Source organism: Microbacterium koreense (assembly GCF_042677105.1).
In the GTDB taxonomy this organism is placed as follows: domain Bacteria; phylum Actinomycetota; class Actinomycetes; order Actinomycetales; family Microbacteriaceae; genus Microbacterium; species Microbacterium koreense.
Map to the genome: position 1 here is coordinate 2,300,463 of NZ_JBHTIM010000001.1, position 23,293 is coordinate 2,323,755.

Here is a 23,293-nt window from a genome sequence, read left to right on the forward strand (position 1 = left end):
CCCGCTCTTCGGGGTGAGCCGCTGCCGGGTGCATCCCGTTCGGCTCCGTAGACTTTCGGCGTGAGCACGAGTCAGCAGGCAGATCCGCTGATCGGCCGTCTCGTCGACGGCCGATACCGTGTCCGCGCTCGCATCGCCCGCGGCGGCATGGCCACCGTGTACGTCGCCACCGATCTCCGCCTGGAACGACGCGTCGCCCTGAAGGTGATGCACGGACACCTCAGCGACGACTCGGTGTTCCAGAGCCGCTTCATCCAAGAAGCACGCGCGGCGGCCCGTCTCGCCGACCCTCATGTCGTGAACGTCTTCGATCAGGGCCAAGACGGCGAGATGGCCTATCTCGTGATGGAGTACCTGCCCGGCATCACGTTGCGCGAACTGATGCGCGAACAGCGACGTCTGACCATTCCACAGGCGATCACGATCATGGATGCGGTGCTCTCGGGGCTCGCCGCGGCGCACCGCGCCGGCATCGTCCACCGCGACGTGAAGCCCGAGAACGTCTTGCTGGCCGAGGACGGCCGCGTGAAGATCGGCGATTTCGGCCTCGCCCGCGCCACGACGGCCAACACCGCCAGCGGCGCCCAGTTGCTCGGCACCATCGCGTACCTCGCCCCCGAGCTCGTGACCCGCGGCACCGCCGACGCCCGCAGCGACATCTACGCGCTGGGGATCGTGCTGTACGAGCTGCTCACGGGCGAGCAGCCCTACAAGGGCGAGCAGCCGATGCAGATCGCGTATCAGCACGCCACCGATTCGGTGCCGCGGCCGAGCGTGAAGAACCCGGGTGTGCCCGAACAACTCGATGAGCTCGTGCTGTGGGCGACCGAGAAGGAGCCCGACGAGCGGCCCGTCGATGCGCAGGCCATGCTGGACCGCCTCCGCGAGATCGAACGCGAATTGGGCATCACCCCGCAGACGACGCGCGCGGCGACGGCGGGCATCACCCGCGACGAGGGCCTCGCCTCGGGCGAGCTCACCGAGGTGCTGCCGACGACCGCCGCGGTCGTGACCGACCCTCAGCCGGAGGTCGACAACGCCACCCGCCTGCGCCGCGTATCCACACGCCGCCGGGCCAAGGGGGCGTGGCTCACGGTCCTCGTCCTACTCTTGGCGGGGCTCGCCGGCGGCGCCGGCTGGTGGTTCGGTTCCGGACCGGGATCGCTCGTCTCCGTCCCCGCGGTCACCGGCACGTTCGCCGAGGCGCAGGCACGACTGCTTGAAGATTCCCTTGTCGCGGTCGAACGCGCAGAACCCAGCCTCGATGTCGAAGCCGGTCAGATCATCCGGACCGATCCGTCGGTCGGCACACCGGTCGAACGCGACAGCGAGGTCGAGGTGTACGTCTCCAGCGGCCCCGCTGAGGCGACGTTCGGCGAGCTGATCGGCCAGTCGGAACAGGACGTGCGCACGGTCCTGGAAGACCAGTTCATCGTCGTGTCCGACGAGAACGAGACGTTCTACACCGGAAGCGAATCCGGTGTTGTCGTCGGCGTGAGGGTGTTCCCCGCCGACGGCGGAGAACCGGTGGACTGCGGTGAGGGCTGCACCGTTCGCCAAGGCGACGCCGCCACCCTGTGGGTGTCGCTCGGCGCGCTCCCGGACGTCGCCGGCGAATCCGCCGATCGCGCCCGCACGATCCTCACGGATGCGGGACTCGTCGTCTCGGACGAGAACGCCGAGGAGTCGAGCGACACCGTGCCCGAGGGTGACGTCATCCGCACGAGCGAACGTGAGAACGGCGGCTGGTGGCGGCCGGGCGATGCCATCACGCTCGTCGTATCCACCGGACCGCCCGTCTTCGAGATCCCCGACGTCATCGGCTCGACCCGTGACGAAGCGGCGCAGATCCTGCGCAACAACGGATTCGAGCCGAACTACTCGGCGCTGTGGAACGTGTGGCCGGACGGTCTCACCCGCGTGACCTCGCAGGACCCCGCGGGCGGCGAGTACCGCGAGCGGGGCACGACGGTGACCATTCAGATCACCGCGACCGGGTGATCGGGCGAACGATCAGCGCTTCTCGAGCTCCTCGGCAACGAGGAACGCGAGCTCGAGCGACTGCTTGTGGTTCAGGCGCGGGTCGCACAGCGACTCGTAGCGCGTCGCAAGGGTCTCTTCGTCGATCATCTCCGAACCGCCGAGGCACTCGGTGACGTCGTCGCCGGTGAGCTCGACGTGGATCCCGCCCGGGAAAGTACCCGCGGCGCGGTGCGCTTCGAAGAACCCACGCACCTCGTCGACGACATCATCGAAGCGACGTGTCTTGTAGCCGTTGGGCGTGGTGATCCCGTTGCCGTGCATGGGGTCGGTGACCCACAGCGGACGTGCCCCCGAGTCACGTACGGCTTCCAAGAGCGGCGGAAGCGCGTCGCGGATCTTTCCGGCACCCATGCGCGTGATGAACGTCAGGCGCCCGGGCTCGCGCTCGGGGTCGAGCTTGTCGATCAGGGCGAGGGCGGTATCGGCCGACGTCGTCGGACCGAGCTTCACGCCGATCGGGTTGCGGATCTTCGAGAAGTAGTCGACATGTGCCCCGTCGAGGTCGCGAGTGCGCTCACCGATCCACAGGAAGTGGGCGGCGGTGTTGTAGGGCAGGTTCGTGCGTGAGTCGATCCGGGTGAGCGGCCGCTCGTAGTCCATGAGCAGACCCTCATGGCCCGTGTAGAACTCGACGCGCCGCAGCTCGTCGAAGTCGGCTCCGGCGGCCTCCATGAACTTCATCGCACGATCGATCTCGGTCGCAAGACGCTCGTACTTCTGATTCGCGTGGTTATGGGCGAAGCCCCTGTTCCACGAGTGCACCTCGCGCAGGTCGGCAAAGCCCCCCTGCGTGAACGCGCGGATCAGGTTGATGGTCGATGCGGCGGTGTGGTAGCCGCGCAGCAGGCGCTGCGGGTCGGCCTGCCGCGACGCCTCGGTGAAGTCGTAGCCGTTGACGATGTCGCCACGGTAGGCCGGGAGCGTCACGTCGCCGCGCGTCTCCGTGTCGCTCGAGCGCGGCTTGGCGAACTGGCCCGCCATGCGTCCCATCTTCACGACGGGCATCGACGCTCCGTAGGTGAGCACGACCGCCATTTGCAGCACGGTCTTGATCCGGTTGCGGATCTGCTCTGCCGTGGCTCCGGCGAACGTCTCTGCACAGTCCCCGCCCTGGAGGAGGAACGCCTCACCGGCCGCCGCGCGCGCGATGCGGTCGCGGAGGTTGTCGACCTCGCCGGCGAAGACGAGGGGTGGTAGCGTCGCCAGCTCTGCGGATGCCGCGGCCACCGCGTCTGCGTCCGGCCAGCTCGGCTGCTGCTTGATCGGCAGGGTCCGCCAGTGGTCGAGCGCGTCGAGGTGTGAGAGCATCCCGCAAGTCTATCGGCGGCGCGGACCCCGTGATGCCACCCGATACACGGCGAAGGAGGGTCAGTCGACGGCGACGGTCGACGTCTCCGGGGCCCGCTTCGTCCGCGCGACGAGGCGGTCCTTCACCGTCGACGCGTAGACGTCTTCGTACTCCTGCTCCCCCAGTCGCTGGAGGGCCACCATGATCTCGTCGGTGATGGAGCGAAGGATGTACCGGTCACCCTCCATGCCCTCGAATCGCGAGAAGTCGAGCGGTTCACCGATGACGATCCCGACACGCGCGACGCGCGGGATGCGGGTGCCGATCGGCATCATCGTGTCGGTGTCGACCATCACCACGGGCACGACAGGGACGCGGGCTTCGAGCGCCATCCGAGCGATACCCGTGCGACCGCGATACAGCTTGCCGTCGGGACTGCGGGTGCCCTCGGGGTAGATCCCGAGGAGGTCGCCACGGCCGAGCACCTGCAATCCGGTGTTGAGGGATGCCTCGGATGCCTTGCCTCCCGAGCGATCGATCGGCAGCTGTCCGGTGGCCTTGAAGAAGAACCGGGTCGCCCAGCCCTTGAGTCCCTTTCCGGTGAAGTAGTCGCTCTTCGCGAGGAACGTCACAGGGCGGTCGATCATGAGAGGCAGGAAGATCGAATCGACGAACGACAGGTGGTTGCTTGCGAGAATCGCGGCGCCGGATGCGGGGACATTGCGGCGGCCGACGATCCAGGGTCGGAAGATCCCCTTCACGATCGGCCCGATGACCACGTACTTCATGAGCCAGTAGAACACCGCTACGCCCCTTCGTCCGCCGCCGTGGCCAGGTCGGCAGCGCCGATCAGTCCGGCGTCGTTTCCGAGTTCGGCGACGGCGAAGGTCGCGATCGGCCGGTCCCCGAATCCGGGGAGGGAGGTCTCGTACGCCAGCCGAACCGGCCCGAGCAGGTGTTCTCCCAGCTGGGCGACACCGCCGCCGATGACGAACGCCTGGGGGTCCAGCACCGCCTGGAACCCGCCGCACGCCTCGCCGAGGGCCGTCGCGACACGGCGCAGCGCCTCGGTCGCGCCCGGGTCACCGGCGAGGATCAGCCCCGAGATCGCCGGGCCGGGAATCGAGCCCTGCTCGCTCCGCAGCTCGGCCAGCGCCGTTCCGATGCCCCCCGCATCCGCGATGGCGTTCGCCTCGCGCTGCAGAGCCCGCCCGGACGCGTACTGCTCGAGGCATCCGTTCTGACCGCACCCGCACAGCAGGCCGTTGCGTTCGAACCGCATGTGTCCGAGCTCTCCGCCGATGCCGTGCCCGCCGTGGTAGAGCTGGCCGTCGAGGACGACCGCTCCACCGACACCCGTGCCCATCGTGAGCATCACCATATGTTCGACGTCGCGCCCGGCGCCGAACCGGAATTCGGCCCATCCCGCTGCGTTGGCGTCGTTTTCGATGGTCACGGGAACCGGAATGTGCGCCTCGAGGTTGGCCTTGAGTGGTTCGTTGCGCCAGGCGATGTTCGGCGCGTGGATGATCGTCGCCCGTTCGGCGTCGATGAATCCGGCCGCGGCAACCCCGACCGCGGTGACATCGTGACGCTCTCGGAGCGCGTTCGCCATGTCGACGACCGCTCGCTCGAGGTCCGCCACGTCGGTCGGCGTCTCCACCCGCATCCGCTCGATGATGCGCCCCTCGGCGTCCACGACGCCGCCGGCGATCTTCGTTCCGCCGATGTCGATCCCGACCTTGAGCACCGCAGTCCTTTCCGCTTCGCGTGCGCGAACCGTCATGCAGTCTATCCACCGGCACCTCACCCGACCGAGGATGGTACGGAGGATCACCTACACTGGGATCCCGTCTCATCGAGAACTTTCTCCCGCGATCGGCGTGGAGAGATAGACTCGATACACCCGAGCCGCTGTACATCCGCACCGGTACCGAAGGAGTTGCCGTGGTCCAATTCGAAGTTCCCGCGATCGTTCCCGCAGACCCGCAGGCGAACATCTCCGACCTCTTGGTCGAGCGCGTCAAGCAAACGCCCAACATGGCGCTGTTCGCCGTGCCGGCGGGTGAGGGATGGCGCGACATCTCGGCATCCGACTTCCTCGCCGAGGTCGTCGCCCTCGCCAAGGGTCTCGTCGCCGCCGGAATCGAGCCCGGCGACAAGATCGGGTTCGTCGCACGCACCACCTACGAGTGGACGCTCGTCGACATGGCGATCTTCTTCGCCGGCGGGGTGATGGTCCCCATCTACGAGACGAGCTCCGCGAGCCAGATCGCCTGGTACCTCAGCGACTCAGGCGCCGTCGCGTGCATCGTCGAGTCCGCGGACCACCTGGCCCGCGTCGACGAGGTGCGCGGCGACCTGCCGCTCGTGCGTTCGGTGTGGGGCATGCACGAGGGTGCGCTGGCCAGCCTCGCCGAGCAGGGCAAGGACGTCTCCGACGACGAGATCGAACGCCGCCGCAACCTCGCGAACGGCGACGATATCGCCACCCTCATCTACACCTCGGGGTCCACCGGCAAGCCGAAGGGGTGTGTGCTCACCCACAGCAACTTCGTCGAGCTCTGCCGCAACTCCGCGAAGTCCCTCAACGAGGTCGTCGAGAAGCCCGGCGCTTCCACGTTGCTGTTCATCACGACGGCGCACGTGTTCGCGCGGTTCATCTCGATCCTCAACATCCACGCCGGCGTCAAGACGGGCCACCAGCCCGACACCAAGCAACTGCTGCCCGCCCTCGGATCCTTCAAACCGAGCTACCTGCTCGCGGTGCCGCGCGTGTTCGAGAAGGTCTACAACTCGGCCGAGCAGAAGGCCGAAGCCGGAGGCAAGGGCAAGATCTTCCGCGCCGCCGCTGCCACGGCGATCGAACACTCGCGACTGCTCGAAGAGGGCAAGAAGATCCCCTTCGGCATGAAGATCAAGTTCGCGCTGTTCGACCGCCTGGTCTACAGCAAGCTGCGTGAGGCCATGGGCGGACGCGTCGCCTACGCCGTTTCGGGCTCCGCTCCCCTCGGCGCGCGGCTCGGGCACTTCTTCCACAGCCTCGGCGTCGTCATCCTAGAGGGCTACGGCCTCACCGAAACGACGGCACCGGCGACGGTGAACCTCGCCAAGAAGTCGAAGATCGGCACCGTCGGACCCGTGCTTCCCGGCGTCGGCGTCCGTCTCGGTGAGGACGACGAGATCCAGGTGCGCGGCATCAACGTCTTCCGTGAGTACTGGCGCAACCCCGAGGCCACCGCCGAGGCGTTCGACGGCGACTGGTTCAAGACGGGCGACATCGGCTCGTTCGACGACGACGGCTTCCTTCGCATCACCGGCCGCAAGAAGGAGATCATCGTCACCGCGGGCGGCAAGAACGTCGCCCCCGCCGCGCTGGAAGATCCGATCCGCGCCAACCCGATCGTCGGCCAGGTCGTGGTCGTCGGTGACCAGAAGCCGTTCATCGCGGCGCTGGTGACGCTCGACCCCGAGATGCTGCCGACGTGGCTCGCGAACAACGGCCTCCCGGCCGACATGAGCCTCGAGGATGCCGCCAAGAATGACGCGGTGCGCGCCGAGGTGCAGCAGGCCATCGACCGCGCGAACCGTGGCGTTTCGCGGGCGGAGTCGATCCGCAAGTTCGTGATCCTGCCGACGGAGTGGACCGAGGCCAGCGGCCACCTGACGCCGAAGATGAGCATCAAGCGCAACGTGATCATGGCGGACTTCGCCGCCGACATCGACGAGCTCTACAACGTGCCCGTCCAGACGACGAACGTCTCGCTCGGCTGACACCGACACGAAGCGGCCCCGGGGTTCTCTCCCCGGGGCCGCTTCTCTCTGCGCGTGGCTGTCTCCGCGCCCCTTCCCTCTCCCTCGCCCGTTCTCGCCTACCCCCTCGACGTGTTCTCGGCTCATCTGCTTCCGCTCGGCTCATCATCTGAGCCGACGAGCGGCAGATGTACCGAGGAGAGGGCGCGGGTCGGTGCGCGGCGGTGCGTGGTGAGCGGATGCCGGGGGCCCGGGTCAGAACCAGTCGCTCTCGCGGATCTCGCGCATCGCGACGCGCCGCGTGTCGGCGGGGAGCCGCGACAGGTACAGCATGCCGTCGAGATGGTCGCACTCGTGCTGCAGAGCCTGGGCAAGAAGCCCGTCACCCTCGAGCACGACGGGAGCACCGTCGAGGTCGATCCCCGTCACCTGTGCCCAGGGGTGGCGCAGTGCATCGTGCCAGAGCCCGGGAACCGACAGGCACCCTTCACCCACGGGTTCGGGCTCTCCTCGCACCTCGGTGACGACGGGGTTGAGGACGTACCCGATGTCGCCGTCGATGTTGTAGCTGAACGCGCGAAGGCCCACGCCGATCTGCGGGGCCGCAACACCTGCGCGCCCAGGCAGGGCCACGGTGTCGAGAAGATCCTGCACGAGCGCGCGCACACCGTCGTCGATGTCGCCGATCTCGGCGCTCGGCGCGCGCAGCACCGGGTCGCCGAAGAGTCGGATCGCTCGGACCGCCATCAGGCGGCGGGCGTGAGGGAGCGCAGCCCCTCGACGACGGTCGCGGCCAGCGTGCGGGCAGCTTCGCGGGTCGCCGGCTGGAGGTCCTTGAAGCTGATTGCGCTGCCCGCGGCGATGTGCGGGTCATACGGCATCCGCACGACTGCGCGAACGCGGGTGCGGAAATGTGCTTCGAGTTCGTCCTGGCGCACGAGGGGCGCACCGGGTCTGCCATTGTTCAGCACGACGACGGCGTTGCGCACCTGTTCGGCGTATCCGTTGGTATCGAGCCAGGTCAGCGTCTCGGAGGCCAGTCGTGCCTCGTCGACGCTGAGCCCCGCCACGACGACGAGTTCGTCGGCGAGTTCGAGCGTCGACTCCATCACAGAGTGCACGATGCCCGTGCCCGTGTCGGTCAGCACGATCGAGTAGTAGTGCGCAGCCAAGGTCGCGACACCGTCGTAATCCTCATCGCTGAACGCTTCGGATACGCGGGGATCGCTGTCGGATGCCAGCACGTCGAGACGGGTCTCGTCACGCGCGACGATCGTGGACAGGTCGTTGTAACCGGCGACGTCGCCGCTCGTGCGGACGAGGTCGCGCACCGTCTTGCCGCTTTGTCGGCCGATGCGCTCGGCGAGCGTTCCGCGGTCGGGGTTCGCGTCGACGGCGATGACGCGGTCGTCGCGGGCATCGGCGAGCGCCATCCCGAGAAGGGTCGTGATCGTGGTCTTGCCGACCCCGCCCTTGCGTGAGAGCACCGGTACGAAGCGGGCGCCACCTGCGAGAGGCGCGGCGATGCGGCGGTCCAGAGCCTTGCGTGCTCGCGCCCGCTTTCCGTCGCCGAGGTTGATCCGTCGGCCCGACAACGTATAGACGAAGTGCTGCCACGCCCCTTCGGGTTCAGGCCGCACGATCTGATGCGGATCGAGCAGACGGTCGGCGGTGAGCAGATCGGCGCTCTCGCGACCCGGTTCGAATTCGCCCAGTCGCTTGGACGAGAGAGCGACCTCGTTGCGCGTCGCGGCGGCGCGCGCAAGTGCGGCAGAACGCTCGAGGTGCGCCGCGGTCTCGGGGTGCTGTGCCTCGCGCCGGGTGGTGGGCGTGCTCCCCGTCGTCGGTGCGGGCTCGTCCACGCGCGTCGGCGACTCGGCGACGGCGTCGTCGTCCCGGTCCTGCGCGGGCTTCATCGGGACCTGTTCTGCGTGCATCTCAGCCTCCGTCGCGTCGGCTTCCGGCGCCGTGTCCGCGAGATCCGCATCGACGACGTCCTCATCTCGCGCGGTCTCGACGGTGGTGGGCTCGCCTACGTCGATGATCTCGCCCTCGGCGGTCTCGGTCGTCACGTCCTCCACGGGCGCAGCGGGAGCAGCATCCGTCAACGTCTCGGGGTACGGGATGTCGTCGACGACGTCGTCATCGAGTTCATCGTCGTCGTCGGACGGCAGGGTCACGCGGAACTGCGCGGTGTTGGCACCCAGGATGCCGATCCCCGACGTGTCGAGGTTTCCGGTGTCGGAAAGCACGCCGTTGACGGCGTCCTCGGCGGGCTGGTCGGGTCGATCGGGCGTCACTGCAGAGTCTCCAAGAGCACGGGTACGTGGCGGTTGCCGCCGACCAGGCTACTGCGAGGGACGCACGACGACCAAAAGATCTCCCGCCTCGACTTGCTGCGTCTGCCCGATCGCGACGCGTTCGACGACGCCGTCGACGGGAGCGGTGATGCCCGCCTCCATCTTCATGGCCTCGATGGATGCGACCGCCTGACCGGCCGTGACGGTGTCGCCCACGACTGCCTTGATCGTGACGACCCCGGCGAACGGTGCCGCGACTTGGCCCGGCTTCGACGTGTCTGCCTTCTCGGCTTCACGCGCGTCGACGGCGATACTGCGGTCGCGCACGTACACCGGCCGCAACTGTCCGTTCAAGGTCGTCATCACGGTGCGGATGCCCTTGTCGTCCGCCTCACCGATGGCTTCCAGGCCGACGTACAGCTGCACGCCCGGGTCGATCTCGGCAACGTGCTCCTCGCCCGGCTTCAATCCGTAGAGGTAGTCGGGCGTACCGAGCGTGGACAGGTCGCCGTAGGTCTCGCGGTTGCGCTCGAATTCCTTCGCCGGTCCAGGGAACAGCAGTCGGTTGAGCGTCTGCCGCCGCGTCAGCGCATCACCGGCCAGCCCTTCGCGTTCCTCCTCGGTGAGCGGGGGAACCTCGATGCGAACATCCTTGCCGGCGAGCACCTTCGTGCGGAACGGCTCGGGCCAGCCGCCGGGCAAGTCGCCCAACTCCCCCGCCATGAACCCCACGACCGAGTCGGGGATGTCGTAATTCTGCGGATTCTCGGCGAAGTCGGCGGGGTCGGCGTTGGCTGCGACCAGCGCGAGGGCGAGGTCCCCGACGACCTTCGACGACGGCGTCACCTTCGGGATGCGTCCAAGGATGCGGTCGGCGGCGGCATACATGTCCTCGATGCGCTCGAAGTCGTCGGCCATGCCTAGCGCGATCGCCTGCTGACGGAGGTTGGACAGCTGGCCACCGGGGATCTCGTGGTGGTAGACGCGTCCTGTGGGCCCCGGAAGGCCGGACTCGAACGGACGGTACAGGTTGCGCACACCTTCCCAGTACGGCTCCAGATCGCTGACCGCCTGCAGGTCGATCCCGGTGTCGCGGTCCGTGTGGGCGAGCGCGGCCACCAAAGCCGACAGTGACGGCTGGCTCGTCGTGCCCGACAGGGGCGCGGCGGCGGCGTCGACCGCATCCACGCCTGCCGCGCTGGCGGCGAGGAGCGTCGCGAGCTGCCCGCCCGCCGTGTCGTGCGTGTGCAGGTGGACGGGCACATCGAACCGCTCGCGCAGTGCCGTGACGAGCTTCGCGGCCGCGGCGGGACGGACGAGACCGGCCATGTCCTTGATCGCCAGCACGTGGGCACCGGTCTCGACGATCCGCTCAGCGAGACGCAGGTAGTAGTCGAGGGTGTAGAACTTCTCGGACGGATCCAGCAGGTCGGAGGTGTAGCACAGGGCGACCTCGGCCACCGCCGTGCCCGTTTCGAGGACCGATTGGATGGCCGGGCGCATCTGGTCGACATCGTTGAGCGCGTCGAAGATGCGGAAGATGTCGACACCGGTCGAGGCCGCTTCACGGACGAACGCATCGGTGACCTCGACGGGACGAGGGGTGTAGCCGACGGTGTTCCGTCCGCGCAGGAGCATCTGGATCGGGATGTTCGGGATCGTCTCGCGCAGCGCCGCGAGGCGTTCCCACGGGTCCTCGGCCAAGAACCGGAGAGCGACATCGTAGGTGGCTCCACCCCATGCCTCGATCGAGAGGAGCTCGGGCGTCATGCGGGCCACGTGCTGCCCGACGCGGACGAGATCGCGGGTGCGCACGCGGGTCGCCAGGAGCGACTGGTGGGCATCGCGGTACGTCGTCTCCGTGACGGCGAGCGCCTTCTGCTCGCGCAGGGCGCGGGCAAAGCCCTCCGGCCCGAGTTCGCGCAACCGGTCGAGCGTGCCCGAGGGGACGGGCGTGGAAAGGTCGATCGGGGGCAGCTTGCTTCCGGGCGAGACGGAAACCGGCTTCTCACCGTAGGGACGGTTGACGGTGACGTCCGCGAGCCAATTCAGGAGCTTCGTCGCACGGTCGCGCGACGGGTGGCTGGTGAGAAGCCGCGGGCGTTCCTCGATGAAGGCGGTGCTGAGGTCGCCTTCGACGAACGCCGGATCATCGAGCACGGCACGCAGGAAGGGAATGTTCGTGGCCACGCCCCGGATGCGGAACTCGGCGAGGGCGCGCTTGGCCCGCGCGACGGCGGCCGGATAGTCGCGCCCACGGCAGGTGAGCTTCGCGAGCATCGAATCGAAGTGCGGGCTGATCTGGGAACCCGCGGCGGTGGTGCCTCCGTCGAGACGGATGCCGGCCCCACCGGGCGACCGGTAGGTCGTGATGCGTCCGGTGTCGGGGCGGAAACCCTGCGAAGGGTCTTCGGTCGTGATGCGGCACTGCAGCGCCGCCCCGCGCAGGACGATATCGCCCTGGTTCAGCCCCAGCTCGTCGAGTGTCTGTCCAGCGGCGATTCGCATCTGGGTCTGAACGAGGTCGACGTCGGTGACTTCTTCGGTGACGGTGTGTTCGACCTGGATGCGAGGGTTCATCTCGATGAAGACGTGCTGCCCCGCCCGCTCACCGGCGGTGTCCACGAGGAACTCGACGGTTCCGGCATTGACATAGCCGATCGACTCGGCGAACGCCACGGCATCACGATGGATGCGCTGCCGCAGTTCGTCGTCGAGGTTCGGCGCGGGGGCGATCTCGATCACCTTCTGGTGGCGACGCTGCACCGAGCAGTCGCGTTCGAACAGATGCACCGTGTGCCCCGTGCCGTCGGCGAGGATCTGCACCTCGATGTGGCGGGGACGCACGACCGCCTGCTCGAGGAAGACCCGCGCGTCTCCGAACGCCGCACCGGCCTCGCGCATGGCCTCGGCGATCGCCGGCGGCAGCTCTTCGGCGGTCTCGACGCGCCGCATCCCCCGCCCGCCGCCACCCGCGACAGCCTTGACGAAGATCGGAAAGCCGATGTCGGCGGCCTGCGCGACGAGCGTGTCGACGTCGTCCGACGCCGCCGTCGACTTCAGGACCGGCACGCCCGCGGCGATCGCGTGTTCTTTGGCGGTGACCTTGTTGCCGGCCATCTCGAGCGCCTGCGCGTGCGGGCCGATGAAGGTGATCCCGTTTTCGGCCGCGCGCGCGGCGAGCTCGGGATTCTCCGAGAGGAATCCGTAACCGGGGTAGATCGCGTCAGCCCCCGCTTCGAGCGCGACACGGATGATCTCGTCGACGTCGAGGTAGGCGCGTACCGGATGACCTTGCTCACCGATCACGTAGGACTCATCGGCCTTCTGCCGATGCAGTGAGCCGCGGTCTTCGTAAGGGAAGACCGCCACCGTGCGCGCGCCCAATTCGAACGCGGCCCGGAAGGCTCGGATGGCGATCTCGCCTCGGTTGGCGACCAGGATCTTTCGGAACATGTGTACCTCGCAGATCAACCCGACGGTGGGCAAAGTGTGCTCTCAGCCTAGGGGACGGTAACGTAGGGCCTTGTGCACGTACTCTCGGTGAGCTCACTCAAGGGCGGGGTCGGTAAGACGACGGTGACTCTCGGTCTCGCCTCCGCGGCGTTCGCACGAGGTGTCCGCACGCTCGTGGTCGATCTCGACCCGCAGTCGGATGTCTCGACAGGTATGGACATCCAGGTCGCGGGGCGTCTGAACATCGCGGATGTCTTGGCCAACCCGAAAGAGAAGGTCGTTCGTCAGGCGATCACTTCCAGCGGCTGGGCGAAGGTGCACCCGGGCACGATCGATGTGCTGATCGGAAGCCCGTCGGCGATCAACTTCGACGGCCCTCACCCGAGCGTGCGCGACGTGTGGAAGCTCGAAGAAGCTCTCGCCACGATCGAACCGGACTACGACCTCGTCCTCATCGACTGTGCGCCGTCACTCAATGCCCTCACGCGGACGGCATGGGCCGCCAGCGACCGCGTCATCGTCGTGACCGAACCCGGGCTGTTCTCGGTTGCGGCGGCCGACCGCGCGCTGCGTGCGATCGAGGAGATCCGTCGCGGACTCTCGCCGCGCCTCCAGCCGCTCGGCATCGTCGTCAACCGCGTGCGCCCGCAGTCGATCGAGCACCAGTTCCGTATCAAGGAATTGCGCGACATGTTCGGTCCGCTCGTGCTCTCGCCGCAGTTGCCGGAGCGCACCTCTTTGCAGCAGGCCCAAGGCGCGGCCAAGCCGTTGCACATCTGGCCCGGCGACTCCGCCCAGGAACTCGCGGCGGACTTCGATGCGCTCCTGGACCGCGTGATGCGCACGGGGCGCATCCCGACGCCCGCTACCTGAGCGCGGGCAGACCCACGCGACATCGGGCGTCAGCGCGCAGCCGACGGAGGAACGGTGCGCGTCGGGTCGTGACCGACGGGGCCGGTTCAGGCGGAGCGTGCGGCGCGACGGGCAGCGAGCTCGTCGACGGCATCGGGAACCTGCGGGTCGAACTCGACCAGCGTCGTCTCGACCTCACGAAGCACCTTGCCGACGGCGATACCGAAGACACCTTGCCCGCGACTGACGAGATCGATCACCTCGTCGTTCGACGTGCACAGGTACACAGAGGCACCGTCGCTCATGAGCGTCGTGCCGGCGAGATCACGGATGCCGGAGGCACGAAGCTGCTCGACCGCCGTTCGGATCTGCTGCAGGGAGATACCCGTGTCGAGCAGGCGCTTCACCAGTTTGAGCACGAGGATGTCGCGAAACCCGTAGAGACGCTGTGACCCCGAGCCGGAGGCGCCGCGCACGGTCGGCTCGACCAGTTCGGTGCGTGCCCAGTAATCCAACTGTCGGTAGGTGATGCCCGCGGCACGGGCGGCCATGGCACCGCGATAGCCGACTTCGTCATCCATCTGCGGCAGTCCGTCGGTGAAGAGGAGCTCGGCGGCGAACTGGTCACCCGCTGCATCGTGAGCAGTCATGCCCGTCCCCCTCCCGTCACCGGATCTGTCCTAACGCTAGATGAGCACCGCCGCCCGGGCAATGACATCCGCTTCTGGCGTGTCGCGGCCCGCCTCATTCGAGAAGCGCATCCAGCGCCGCCTTCACGAACAGCGCCCGCACTTCTTCGAGGCGCTTCGCGAGCTCCGGGGCGGCTTCGGCTGCACGTCCTCGGGACGTCGCATCCGTTCGACGCAGCAGCGTCGCGAGCGCCGACTCGATGAGCGCGACGTCGCGCTCTGCACTCTGCCGCACGGCACGTACGTGTCGCGGTTCGATCCCGTGGCGGTCGAGGGCCACGAGCGCGCGAAGCAGAGCGACGTGCTGGTCCGTATACGTCTGCGCACCCGCGATGACACCGGTGCCGATCGCGTCGTTGAGCAACTGGGGTGCGGCTCCGGCCGCAGCGAGCAGTTCCTCACGCCGGTAGCGCCGGGGTGCGGCGACGATCGACGGTACCGTCGGTGCCTGTGCGGGCTGCCGTCCGGCATCGACGTCGGCGAGATAGTCCCGGATGACCGTGTGGGGCATGAAGTGGTCACGCTGCAACGTGAGCGCGAGCCGCAGTCGATCGACGTCGGCGGCGGAGAACTTGCGGTAACCGGATTCGGTCCTCGTCGGTGTGACGATGCCCTGCACTTCGAGAAACCGAAGCTTGCTCGCCGAGAGGCCCGGGAACTCGGGAGACAGTCTCGCGAGCACCTGGCCAATGCTGAGCAGACCCGCGGCCGACGAGCGCTCGCGGGGAGAGGGGGTCGCCATCAGGCGTCCGGCGCCTGCGCGAGGTCGGCCGGCGAGACGAAGAAATTCAACCGGAACTTGCCGACACGCACTTCGGCGCCGTTGCGCAGCGCCGCGCGATCCACGCGATCACCGTCGACATACGTGCCGTTGAGCGAGCGCTGATCGACGAGTTCGAACGACGCCTCCTGGCGCGTGATCTCAGCGTGACGTCGTGACACGGTCACGTCGTCGAAGAAGATGTCGGCCTCGGGGTGACGTCCGACGGTCGTCACGTCGGTGTCGAGCAGGTATCGCGCCCCCGCGGTCGGCCCGGAACGGACGATGAGCAGCGCGGCGCCGTGCGGCAACGCGTCGATCGCCTCGAGTTCGGCCGCAGAGAGATCGCTGCCGAACGGCACGAACGACAGGTCGGATTCGTGTCCGAACGTCTGTGTCGTGTCGGTGCCCGGCGATGCGTCGGCGCGGTCGTCACCGGCACCGGAAACCCGGCGGATCTCGTCCGGCTCGTGCCGACGGTTGTCCTCCACGTGGTCCTCCTCCTGCGTCCTGCAAGCCTAACCGATCTCGACGGTCGGCAACGAGACGATCCGTCGCCTGAACGACTCGATTTCCCCCTGCCCGGAGTCCGGGCTTCGCCCGAGTGCCCCACCCCCGGATGCGTCGCTCGGTCTGAGTGAAGAACCTACTGATTCAGCGGGCCCCTGTCGACCCCGCACAGACCCAGGTTCGCTCACCGTCAGAGTGGCCCAGAGATTGCCGAAGGTAGGCTCAAGGTGTGATCGCACCGACCCTTTCCCCCACCGTGCGCCGCGTATCGGCGGCGCTCCTCGCCTTCTTCGTCGTCCTCGTCGGAGTGGTCGTCACGGCCGCGCCTGCCGCCGCCCATGACGAGCTGCTCGAATCCGACCCCGCCGACGGCACCACGGTCTCAGCGTTACCCGATGAGATGACCTTCACCTTCAGCGCGGTGATCTCTCCCGAGCCGGGGGCGTCCGAAGTCGTCGTGACGGATGCCGCGGGCACCGAGCTGATGACGGACGAGCCGTACACCGAAGAGAACGTGCTCATCCAGCCGCTGGATGCTTCTCTCGTCACGACGGCAGGCGACATCACCGTGCTGTGGAAGGTCGTCTCCAGCGACGGGCACCCGATTTCGGGCGAGATCGTGTTCACGGTCTCCTCCGCGCCCACGCCCACTCCGACCCCCACCCCGACGACGGAGCCGACGGAGTCCGCGAGCCCGACTCCGACCGAAGCCACACCCACGCCGACGGCCAGTGATGCAGCCGCAGCGTCGGACAGCTCGGCTGTCGTGCCCTGGATCATCGTCGCCGTGCTCGGCGTGCTGGTCGTTGCGGCCTCCGCCTACCTGATCGTCTCCCGCGCACGGCGCAAGTCGGCTGCCGAGGCCGGCGGCGACGGGTCGAGTCCGAGCTCCGAGGGATAGGCTGGAGTCATGCCTCATTACGACGTCGTCATCCTCGGCGCGGGCCCCGGCGGGTACGTCGCGGCGGTCCGTAGCGCACAGCTCGGCCTCTCGGTCGCGATCATCGAAGAGAAGTACTGGGGCGGTGTGTGCCTCAACGTCGGCTGCATCCCCTCCAAGGCGTTGCTGAAGAACGCCGACCTGGCGCACCAGTTCACCCACAAGGCCGACCTGTTCGGAATCTCGGGCAACGTCGAATTCGACTTCGGCGTCGCATGGGACCGCAGCCGAAAGGTCGCGGAGACCCATGTCAAGGGCATCCACTACCTGATGAAGAAGAACAAGGTCACCGAGTACGACGGGCGTGGCACGTTCGTCGACGCGAACACGATCGATGTCGCAAAGGCCGACGGCTCGTCGGAGCGCGTCACCTTCGACAACGCCATCATCGCGACGGGGTCGACCGTACGACTTCTGCCTGGTGTGACCCTCAGCGAGAACGTCGTCACGTACGAGGAGCAGATCCTCGCGCGCGATCTGCCCGGTTCGATCGTCGTCGTCGGCGCCGGCGCCATCGGCATGGAATTCGCGTTCGTGCTGGCCAACTACGGCGTCAAGGTGACGATCATCGAGTTCCTCGACCGGGCACTGCCCAACGAGGATGCCGATGTCTCCAAGGAGATCGCACGCCAGTACAAGAAGCTCGGCGTCGAGATCCTCACCTCCACCAAGGTCGAGACCGTCGTAGACGGCGGCGACAAGGTGACGGTGACCTACACCGCGAAGGACGGCACGCAGGGTTCTGTCGAGGCCGACAAGGTGCTCATGTCGATCGGCTTCGCCGCGAACGTCGAGGGCTATGGTCTCGACAAGACGGGCGTGAAGCTCACTGATCGCGGAGCGATCGACATCGACGACCACATGCGCACGTCGGTCCCCCACATCTATGCGATCGGTGATGTCACGGCCAAGCTCCAACTCGCGCACGTCGCAGAAGCACAGGGCGTCGTCGCGGCGGAAACCATCGGCAATGCCGAGACCATGACGCTCGGTGACTACCGGATGATGCCGCGCGCGACGTTCTGCTCGCCGCAGGTCGCCTCCTTCGGACTGACCGAAGAGCAAGCACGCGAGGCCGGCTATGACGTCAAGGTGGCGAAGTTCCCCTTCTCTGCCAACGGCAAGGCGAATGGCCTGGGCGAACCGGTCGGTTTCGTGAAGCTGGTCGCCGACGGCGAGCACCTCGAGCTTCTCGGCGGACACCTGATCGGCCCCGACGTCTCGGAGCTCCTGCCCGAGCTCACTCTCGCCCAGAAGTGGGACCTCACCGCACTCGAGGCTGCCCGCAACGTGCACACGCACCCGACGCTGTCCGAGGCGGTCCAGGAGGCCTTCCATGGTCTCGCCGGCCACATGATCAACCTCTGACGGCTCGATCCGCACGAAGCGACGGCCCGCACGTCATCACCGATGATGTGCGGGCCGTCGCTTCGTATGGCGTCGCTTCAGTGGTCGACAGCTCGCGCAAGCTTCGACGCACTCGTCGCGGAGCGTGCGCCGGCAGCGAGCGCTGCGCGTTCTACCGCTTCGAAGAACGCCGCACGCTCCGCGTCGCCGGTCGGTCCGGCGGGCCCGAGCTCGATTTCCCACTCGTGCCAGGAACGCATCGTGCCGGTGCGCTCGTCTCGCGTGTCCACCTGGTCGTCGGCGAACTCCGCGACCATCTCGCCACTCGCGGCGAGCAGACGGTAGACCGTCCGACGGTTGCGGATTCGGGCAAGCGGCACGAAAGGACCACTCGACACCGCCGCGACGGCCGCTTGGACATGCGCCGGCGGGGTGTCGCCGTCGGTCAGCGGCCACTGCAGTTCGACGCGCCCGCCGTCGTCACCGCGCGGTCCCTTGATGTGCCAACCGGCGTCGGGACCGCCCGTGCGACGCCGCAGCGCGTAGCCCGCACGCCCGAGTGAGACGGCAGCGTCATCGACGTAGAGGGCATCGAGTTCGCGAACCTCGCCCGAAGAGATCTCGATCACGCCCGGGACGCCGTTCCAGGTAGGAACCGGTGTCTCGGCATCGACGTCGAATTTCAGCTCGATCTCGATCGAGCGCGTCGGTTGCGACGGGTCAGTCGTCACGCCCGTCGACATCCGGGTCGATCGGCTCCGTCGTCTCGACGAACACGAATCGTGCCTCGGTCGGCCCGTCGTCGTCGCCGGTATGGATGTCTTCGCCCTCTCGCTCGTAGACGAGTTGCCCCTCGCCGTACGGCGCGATGTACGAATCCTCGATCGACGGATCGAGCGGAATGATCTGCCCGTCCAGCGGGCCTCCGTGCAGACGTGCGATTGCCATGCGACGAGCCTACTCTCGCGCCTCGGCCATGGGTGGTCATGCAAGCGTTTTCACGACCCCTAGAATCGTCGCGTGAAGGCCATCCGAACGTTCACCGTCCGCCCCGTCCTCGACGCGCGCCTTGCGCCGCTGGACACGCTCGCATCGAACTGGCGGTGGTCGTGGAGTCGTGCCACTCACTCCCTCTTCGCCTCGATGGACGCCGACATATGGAAAGAGGTCGGCGAGAACCCCGCGCGCATGCTGGGAGCGTTGGGGCAACAACGACTCGATGAGCTCGCCGCCGACGACGATTTCGTCGCGCGGGTGCAGGTCGAGCACGAACGTCTGAATGTCTACCTGCGCGGCGACCGATGGTTTCAGCAACTTGTCGACCCCAAACCGGCGCACATCGCCTACTTCTCGCCCGAGTTCGGCGTCGATGGCTCGCTGCCGCAGTACTCCGGCGGTCTCGGCATCCTCGCGGGAGACCACCTGAAGAGCGCGAGCGATCTCGGCGTACCCCTCACCGGCGTCGGACTGTTCTACCGAGCCGGGTACTTCCGCCAGTCGATCGGCGATGACGGGTGGCAGCGCGAGAGTTACCCGCTGCTGGATCCCTACGGTCTCGGGTTGACCCTGCTGCGCGGGGTCGACGGCACACCCGTCGAGGTGAGCCTCGAACTTCCGGGTGATCGGCGTCTGCACGCGCGAGTGTGGGTGGCCGACATCGGTCGGGTTCCTCTGCTGTTGCTGGATTCGGAGACACCGTCGAACACCGAGGACATGCGCCGGGTGACCGACCGGCTCTACGGCGGGGGCGGTGAACACCGTCTGCTGCAAGAGCTCCTTCTCGGGGTCGGCGGGGTCCGAGCGGTCCGCGCGTGGAGCGAGTTGTCCGGCCGACCCCAGCCGGACGTGTACCACACCAACGAAGGGCACGCCGGGTTCCAGGGGCTCGAGCGGATGTCGGAGCTCATCACCCATGACGGTCTGTCGTTCGACGCCGCCCTCATGCAGGTGCGCGCGTCCACGGTCTTCACGACGCACACCCCCGTCCCCGCGGGCATCGATCGATTCCCCCGCGACCTCATCGCCACCTTCCTCGACAGCGGCCTGTTCGAAGACCTCGACGCGACCCGCGCCCTCGCGCTCGGTCTCGAGGAGTACAAGGCCGGCGACCACGGTGTCTTCAACATGGCTGTGCTCGGCTTGCACCTCGGCCAGCATGCCAACGGGGTGTCGAAGCTGCACGGCGAAGTCAGCCGCGGAATGTTCGGGGCGCTGTGGCCCGGCGTCGACACCGACGACGTGCCGATCACGTCGATCACGAACGGCGTCCACGCACCCACGTGGGTACACCCGGCCATCAAGGGTCTGAGCGAGCAGGTCTTCGGCGACGCGCACTCCGACCGGCACGACTGGAACGATCGCGGTGCGATCGGTGACGCAGAACTGTGGGCCATCCGCACCGCGATGAAGGGCGAACTCGTCGCCGAGGCGCGACGCCGTGTCGCGGCATCCATCGGCGCAGACACACCGTCGGGCATCGCCCCGGCGTGGATCGAGACGATGCTCGATCCTGAGGTGCTGACGATCGGGTTCGCGCGACGTGTGCCGACCTACAAGCGGCTGACGCTCATGCTCCGAGACCCCGAACGCCTGACGCGTCTGCTCACCGACCCCGAGCGGCCCGTGCAGATCGTCATCGGCGGCAAGTCGCACCCGGCCGACGACTCCGGCAAGCTCCTCATCCAGCAGCTCGTGCGCTTCAGTCGCGACCCGCGCGTCCGCGGCCGGATCGTGTTTCTCCCCGACTACGACATCGCGCTTGCCAAGACGCTTTACCCCGGGTGCGATGTCTGGCTGAACAACCCGCTGCGCCCCCTCGAGGCATGCGGGACGAGCGGCATGAAGGCCGCGCTCAACGGCGCGCTCAACCTGTCGATCCTCGACGGTTGGTGGGACGAGTGGTTCGACGGCCAGAACGGCTGGGCGATCCCGACCGCTGACACCGCAGCCGGCGACGAGGAGCGCGACGATGCCGAGGCCGCTGCGCTCTATGACCTGATCGAGCATCAGCTCGTTCCGACCTATTACGACCGCGAAGACGGCGTCCCACCGCGGTGGCTCGCGATGGTCCGCCATACGATGACGGACCTCGGAACCAAGGCGACGAGCGACCGGATGGTCCGCGACTACGTCACCCGTCTGTACGTGCCGGCGGCCGTCCACGCCGCGGCGCTGCGCGCCGACGGATTCGCCGAGGCGCGCGGTCTTGCCGACTTCGTCGCCCGGGTGCGGTCGGCGTGGACGAACGTCCGCATCGAATCGGTGGACAGCTCGGGCATTCCCGACCAGCCGCAGGCGGGAGACACCCTCGAGGTACGCGCGCACGTGCGACTCGACGGCCTCGCCGCATCCGATGTCGCCGTCGAACTCGTCTACGGCGCGACCGATGCCGACGACGCGCTCGCGGGCGATCGCACCCTCCAGCCGCTCACGCCGCTCGGCGACCCTGTCGACGGGGTGACGACGTTCGCGGGAACCCTGCCGCTGAGCATCACCGGGACGTTCGGCTACACTGTGCGCGCCGTGCCGACACACCCGCAACTGGTGTCGCCGGTCGAGCTCGGCCTCGTGACGTACGCATCGTGAAGCCGTTCGTCCTGCTCGCCACGCGAGCCGAAGACCTGCCTGCCGATGAGGAGTACGAGCTCTTCCTGCGCTACACGGGACTCGACGAGCGCGATCTGATCCGCATCCGACTCGAAGCCGGACCGATGCCGGATCTCGACCTCGCGGACGTCTCGGGCATCTTCGTGGGCGGGGGGCCGTTCAACGCGTCCGACCCCGTAGAGAAGAAGTCGCCGGTACAGCGTCGTGTCGAGTCAGAGTTCTCCCGGCTCCTCGACGAAGTGGTGGCCCGGGACTTCCCCTTCTTGGGCGCGTGCTATGGCATCGGCACCGTCGGTGCCCATCAGGGCGCGACGATCGACGACACCTACTCCGAACCGATCTCGGTGGTGGAGGTGACGGCGACGGAGGCAGGCCGGACCGATCCGCTCCTTGCCGGCATCCCTCCGGTCTTCCACGCTTTCGTGGGACACAAGGAGGCGATCCGCGCCCTCCCCCCGTCCGCCACCCTGCTCGCCTCGTCGCCGACGTGCCCGGTTCAGATGTTCCGGGTCGGCGCGAACGTGTATGCAACCCAGTTCCACCCGGAGCTCGACGTCGAGGGGATCACGACGCGGATCCACGCCTACGCCGGCCATGGATACTTCGCCGCCGACGAGCTCGAGTTGACCCTCTCCGCCGTCCGTCGCGCGGCGGTGGCCCATCCGAGTCGCCTGCTACGCACCTTCGTCGAGCGCTACGCGCGCTGACGTTCCTCCTCGAGTGCGGCCCGCGCATTCTCGAGGTCGCGGGTCGTCACGCGGACGGCATCTTCGGCGGTCTGCACTCGTCGCTGGGCGAAGGTGGTCGCACCGTAGCGGGCGCGTACGCGGTCATCGGCTTCTCGGGTGGACACGATGATCCACGAACTCGCGATCAGGATCACCTGAGCCGAGAGATTGAACCACAGCAAGAGGGCGATCAAGGCGGCGAAGGTCGCCAGAAGCGGGTTCGATGCCGCCCCACCCACGAACCACGTCGAAAGTTGCTGCAACACGGTGAGGGCGATACCGCCGATGACGGCGCCGGTGAGGAGCGCTCGCGGACGCGCGCGCACGCCGGAGAGCACACGGAAGAGCGCGGCGACGACGAACGCGTCAAGGACGAAGACGATCAGGATGCCGACGACACGTGTCGTCCAGACCGCGACCGGATCGTCGGCAGTCAGGCCGAGCCAGCCGGTGACGAGTCCGATTCCGAGGTCGGCGAAGACCATGGCGGCTGCCGCGGCGGCGAGCGCCAGCCCGATGCCGATCGCGAGCGCGAGGTTGCGCAGCAACACCCAGAAGAACGGCAGATCGTCGTGCACGTCGTCTGCGAGGATGCGCAGCGCGGTGCGCAAGGACCCGATCGCGCCGATCGCCGCGGCGACGAGTCCGATGAGCGAGATGATGCCCGCCAGGGTGAACCCGGCGAGGGGCGGTATTTCGTCGGCGTCGATGATGCCTCCGGGGCCGACGAGGCCCGGGATCGCGGCATCCACCGCTTCGATGAGCGCCTGCCAGGCGACCGGGTTGCCGGCCAGCCACAGGGCGGCGATCGAGAATCCGAGCAGAACCGCGGCGAAGACACTGAACAGCGCACGGTAGGTGACGCTGTCGGCGAGGAGTGGCCCGCGGTGTTCGCTGTAGTGCAGGAAGACGCGCACGGGACGCAGCGACAGCGCCCAGGCGATGGCCCGGGGGATCAACGCCTCGGTTGTCGGGGACGTTTTCGTGCTCATGTCGTCCACGCTAGCGACGACACGCCCAG

The 23,293-nt window shown here is 67.8% G+C and carries 19 protein-coding genes; 7 read left to right on the plus strand and 12 right to left on the minus strand.

All coding sequences use genetic code 11. The features are described from left to right. The first annotated feature begins 60 nt into the window (after positions 1 to 60). On the plus strand, positions 61 to 2,001 hold the full coding sequence (gene pknB, locus ACFQZV_RS10810) for a Stk1 family PASTA domain-containing Ser/Thr kinase (RefSeq protein ID WP_378749414.1): 1,941 nt from the start codon (positions 61 to 63) through the stop codon (positions 1,999 to 2,001). A gap of 12 nt (positions 2,002 to 2,013) precedes the next feature. On the opposite strand, the gene ACFQZV_RS10815 is transcribed toward pknB, so the two are convergent. Genes ACFQZV_RS10815 through ACFQZV_RS10825 form a run of 3 tightly spaced genes read right to left on the minus strand, consistent with a single transcriptional unit; the run spans position 2,014 to position 5,081 of the window. Then, positions 2,014 to 3,351 carry a class II 3-deoxy-7-phosphoheptulonate synthase gene (locus tag ACFQZV_RS10815; protein ID WP_378749416.1) on the minus strand — a complete coding sequence of 446 codons (1,338 nt, stop codon included), beginning with the start codon at positions 3,349 to 3,351 and terminating at the stop codon, positions 2,014 to 2,016. 60 nt (positions 3,352 to 3,411) lie between these two features. Then, positions 3,412 to 4,134 carry a lysophospholipid acyltransferase family protein gene (locus ACFQZV_RS10820; RefSeq protein ID WP_378749418.1) on the minus strand — a complete coding sequence of 241 codons (723 nt, stop codon included), beginning with the start codon at positions 4,132 to 4,134 and terminating at the stop codon, positions 3,412 to 3,414. 2 nt (positions 4,135 to 4,136) lie between these two features. Further along, complete coding sequence (locus tag ACFQZV_RS10825; RefSeq protein WP_378749724.1) at positions 4,137 to 5,081, minus strand: ROK family protein; 945 nt, start codon at positions 5,079 to 5,081, stop codon at positions 4,137 to 4,139. Positions 5,082 to 5,278: 197 nt separating this feature from the next. Between ACFQZV_RS10825 and ACFQZV_RS10830 the strand changes: the two genes are divergently transcribed. Continuing rightward, complete coding sequence (locus ACFQZV_RS10830) at positions 5,279 to 7,105, plus strand: AMP-dependent synthetase/ligase (protein ID WP_378749420.1); 1,827 nt, start codon at positions 5,279 to 5,281, stop codon at positions 7,103 to 7,105. Positions 7,106 to 7,339: 234 nt separating this feature from the next. Here ACFQZV_RS10830 and ACFQZV_RS10835 read toward each other — a convergent pair whose 3' ends face one another. The 3 genes from ACFQZV_RS10835 to ACFQZV_RS10845 are packed head-to-tail and all read right to left on the minus strand — an operon-like array spanning position 7,340 to position 12,840. After that, positions 7,340 to 7,831, minus strand: a complete 492-nt coding sequence (locus ACFQZV_RS10835) for a peptide deformylase (RefSeq protein WP_378749422.1) — start codon at positions 7,829 to 7,831, stop codon at positions 7,340 to 7,342. Next, positions 7,831 to 9,384 (minus strand): MinD/ParA family ATP-binding protein, encoded by a 1,554-nt coding sequence (locus ACFQZV_RS10840; protein WP_378749424.1) that lies wholly within the window; start codon positions 9,382 to 9,384, stop codon positions 7,831 to 7,833. Before ACFQZV_RS10840 ends, ACFQZV_RS10835 begins: the two co-directional genes overlap by 1 nt. Positions 9,385 to 9,432: 48 nt before the next feature. Next, positions 9,433 to 12,840 (minus strand): pyruvate carboxylase, encoded by a 3,408-nt coding sequence (locus tag ACFQZV_RS10845; RefSeq protein ID WP_378749426.1) that lies wholly within the window; start codon positions 12,838 to 12,840, stop codon positions 9,433 to 9,435. A 72-nt stretch (positions 12,841 to 12,912) separates the two neighbouring features. On the opposite strand from ACFQZV_RS10845, the gene ACFQZV_RS10850 reads away from it, so the two are divergent. Continuing rightward, positions 12,913 to 13,713, plus strand: coding sequence for a ParA family protein (locus tag ACFQZV_RS10850; protein WP_378749428.1), 801 nt, complete (start codon positions 12,913 to 12,915; stop codon positions 13,711 to 13,713). Between the two features lie 86 nt (positions 13,714 to 13,799). On the opposite strand, the gene ACFQZV_RS10855 is transcribed toward ACFQZV_RS10850, so the two are convergent. From ACFQZV_RS10855 to ACFQZV_RS10865, 3 genes are all read right to left on the minus strand, one after another. Further along, positions 13,800 to 14,342 (minus strand): MerR family transcriptional regulator, encoded by a 543-nt coding sequence (locus ACFQZV_RS10855; protein ID WP_378749430.1) that lies wholly within the window; start codon positions 14,340 to 14,342, stop codon positions 13,800 to 13,802. A 94-nt stretch (positions 14,343 to 14,436) separates the two neighbouring features. After that, entirely contained in the window at positions 14,437 to 15,123 is a 687-nt protein-coding gene (gene ftsR / locus ACFQZV_RS10860; RefSeq protein WP_378749432.1) for a transcriptional regulator FtsR, read from the minus strand. After that, entirely contained in the window at positions 15,123 to 15,599 is a 477-nt protein-coding gene (locus ACFQZV_RS10865) for an FHA domain-containing protein (RefSeq protein WP_378749726.1), read from the minus strand. The genes ftsR and ACFQZV_RS10865 overlap by 1 nt, the downstream gene beginning before the upstream one ends. Positions 15,600 to 15,880: 281 nt before the next feature. Here ACFQZV_RS10865 and ACFQZV_RS10870 point away from each other — a divergent pair, with 281 nt between their 5' ends. Further along, entirely contained in the window at positions 15,881 to 16,552 is a 672-nt protein-coding gene (locus ACFQZV_RS10870) for a copper resistance CopC family protein (protein WP_378749434.1), read from the plus strand. A 9-nt stretch (positions 16,553 to 16,561) separates the two neighbouring features. Further along, positions 16,562 to 17,959, plus strand: a complete 1,398-nt coding sequence (lpdA, locus tag ACFQZV_RS10875) for a dihydrolipoyl dehydrogenase (RefSeq protein WP_378749436.1) — start codon at positions 16,562 to 16,564, stop codon at positions 17,957 to 17,959. A 77-nt stretch (positions 17,960 to 18,036) separates the two neighbouring features. On the opposite strand, the gene ACFQZV_RS10880 is transcribed toward lpdA, so the two are convergent. Continuing rightward, a complete protein-coding gene (locus ACFQZV_RS10880; RefSeq protein ID WP_378749438.1) occupies positions 18,037 to 18,669 on the minus strand; it encodes a CYTH domain-containing protein in 633 nt (210 codons plus the stop codon). Further along, a complete protein-coding gene (locus ACFQZV_RS10885; protein WP_378749440.1) occupies positions 18,659 to 18,886 on the minus strand; it encodes a response regulator in 228 nt (75 codons plus the stop codon). The genes ACFQZV_RS10880 and ACFQZV_RS10885 overlap by 11 nt, the downstream gene beginning before the upstream one ends. A 72-nt stretch (positions 18,887 to 18,958) precedes the next feature. Between ACFQZV_RS10885 and glgP the strand changes: the two genes are divergently transcribed. After that, positions 18,959 to 21,523, plus strand: coding sequence for an alpha-glucan family phosphorylase (glgP, locus tag ACFQZV_RS10890; protein ID WP_378749442.1), 2,565 nt, complete (start codon positions 18,959 to 18,961; stop codon positions 21,521 to 21,523). Continuing rightward, positions 21,520 to 22,251, plus strand: a complete 732-nt coding sequence (locus ACFQZV_RS10895) for a glutamine amidotransferase (protein WP_378749444.1) — start codon at positions 21,520 to 21,522, stop codon at positions 22,249 to 22,251. Before glgP ends, ACFQZV_RS10895 begins: the two co-directional genes overlap by 4 nt. On the opposite strand, the gene ACFQZV_RS10900 is transcribed toward ACFQZV_RS10895, so the two are convergent. Next, positions 22,239 to 23,264 carry a YihY/virulence factor BrkB family protein gene (locus ACFQZV_RS10900; RefSeq protein ID WP_378749446.1) on the minus strand — a complete coding sequence of 342 codons (1,026 nt, stop codon included), beginning with the start codon at positions 23,262 to 23,264 and terminating at the stop codon, positions 22,239 to 22,241. The genes ACFQZV_RS10895 and ACFQZV_RS10900 overlap by 13 nt on opposite strands. Positions 23,265 to 23,293: the final 29 nt, after the last annotated feature.

Coding starts and splice junctions, on each gene's coding strand:
- ACFQZV_RS10815 (WP_378749416.1), bottom strand. CDS start 3,351: ATGCTCTCACACCTCGACGCGCTCGACCACTGGCGGACCCTGCCGATC.
- ACFQZV_RS10835 (WP_378749422.1), bottom strand. CDS start 7,831: ATGGCGGTCCGAGCGATCCGACTCTTCGGCGACCCGGTGCTGCGCGCG.
- ACFQZV_RS10845 (WP_378749426.1), bottom strand. CDS start 12,840: ATGTTCCGAAAGATCCTGGTCGCCAACCGAGGCGAGATCGCCATCCGA.
- ACFQZV_RS10855 (WP_378749430.1), bottom strand. CDS start 14,342: ATGACTGCTCACGATGCAGCGGGTGACCAGTTCGCCGCCGAGCTCCTC.
- ftsR (WP_378749432.1), bottom strand. CDS start 15,123: ATGGCGACCCCCTCTCCCCGCGAGCGCTCGTCGGCCGCGGGTCTGCTC.
- lpdA (WP_378749436.1), top strand. CDS start 16,562: ATGCCTCATTACGACGTCGTCATCCTCGGCGCGGGCCCCGGCGGGTAC.
- ACFQZV_RS10885 (WP_378749440.1), bottom strand. CDS start 18,886: ATGGCAATCGCACGTCTGCACGGAGGCCCGCTGGACGGGCAGATCATT.
- ACFQZV_RS10900 (WP_378749446.1), bottom strand. CDS start 23,264: ATGAGCACGAAAACGTCCCCGACAACCGAGGCGTTGATCCCCCGGGCC.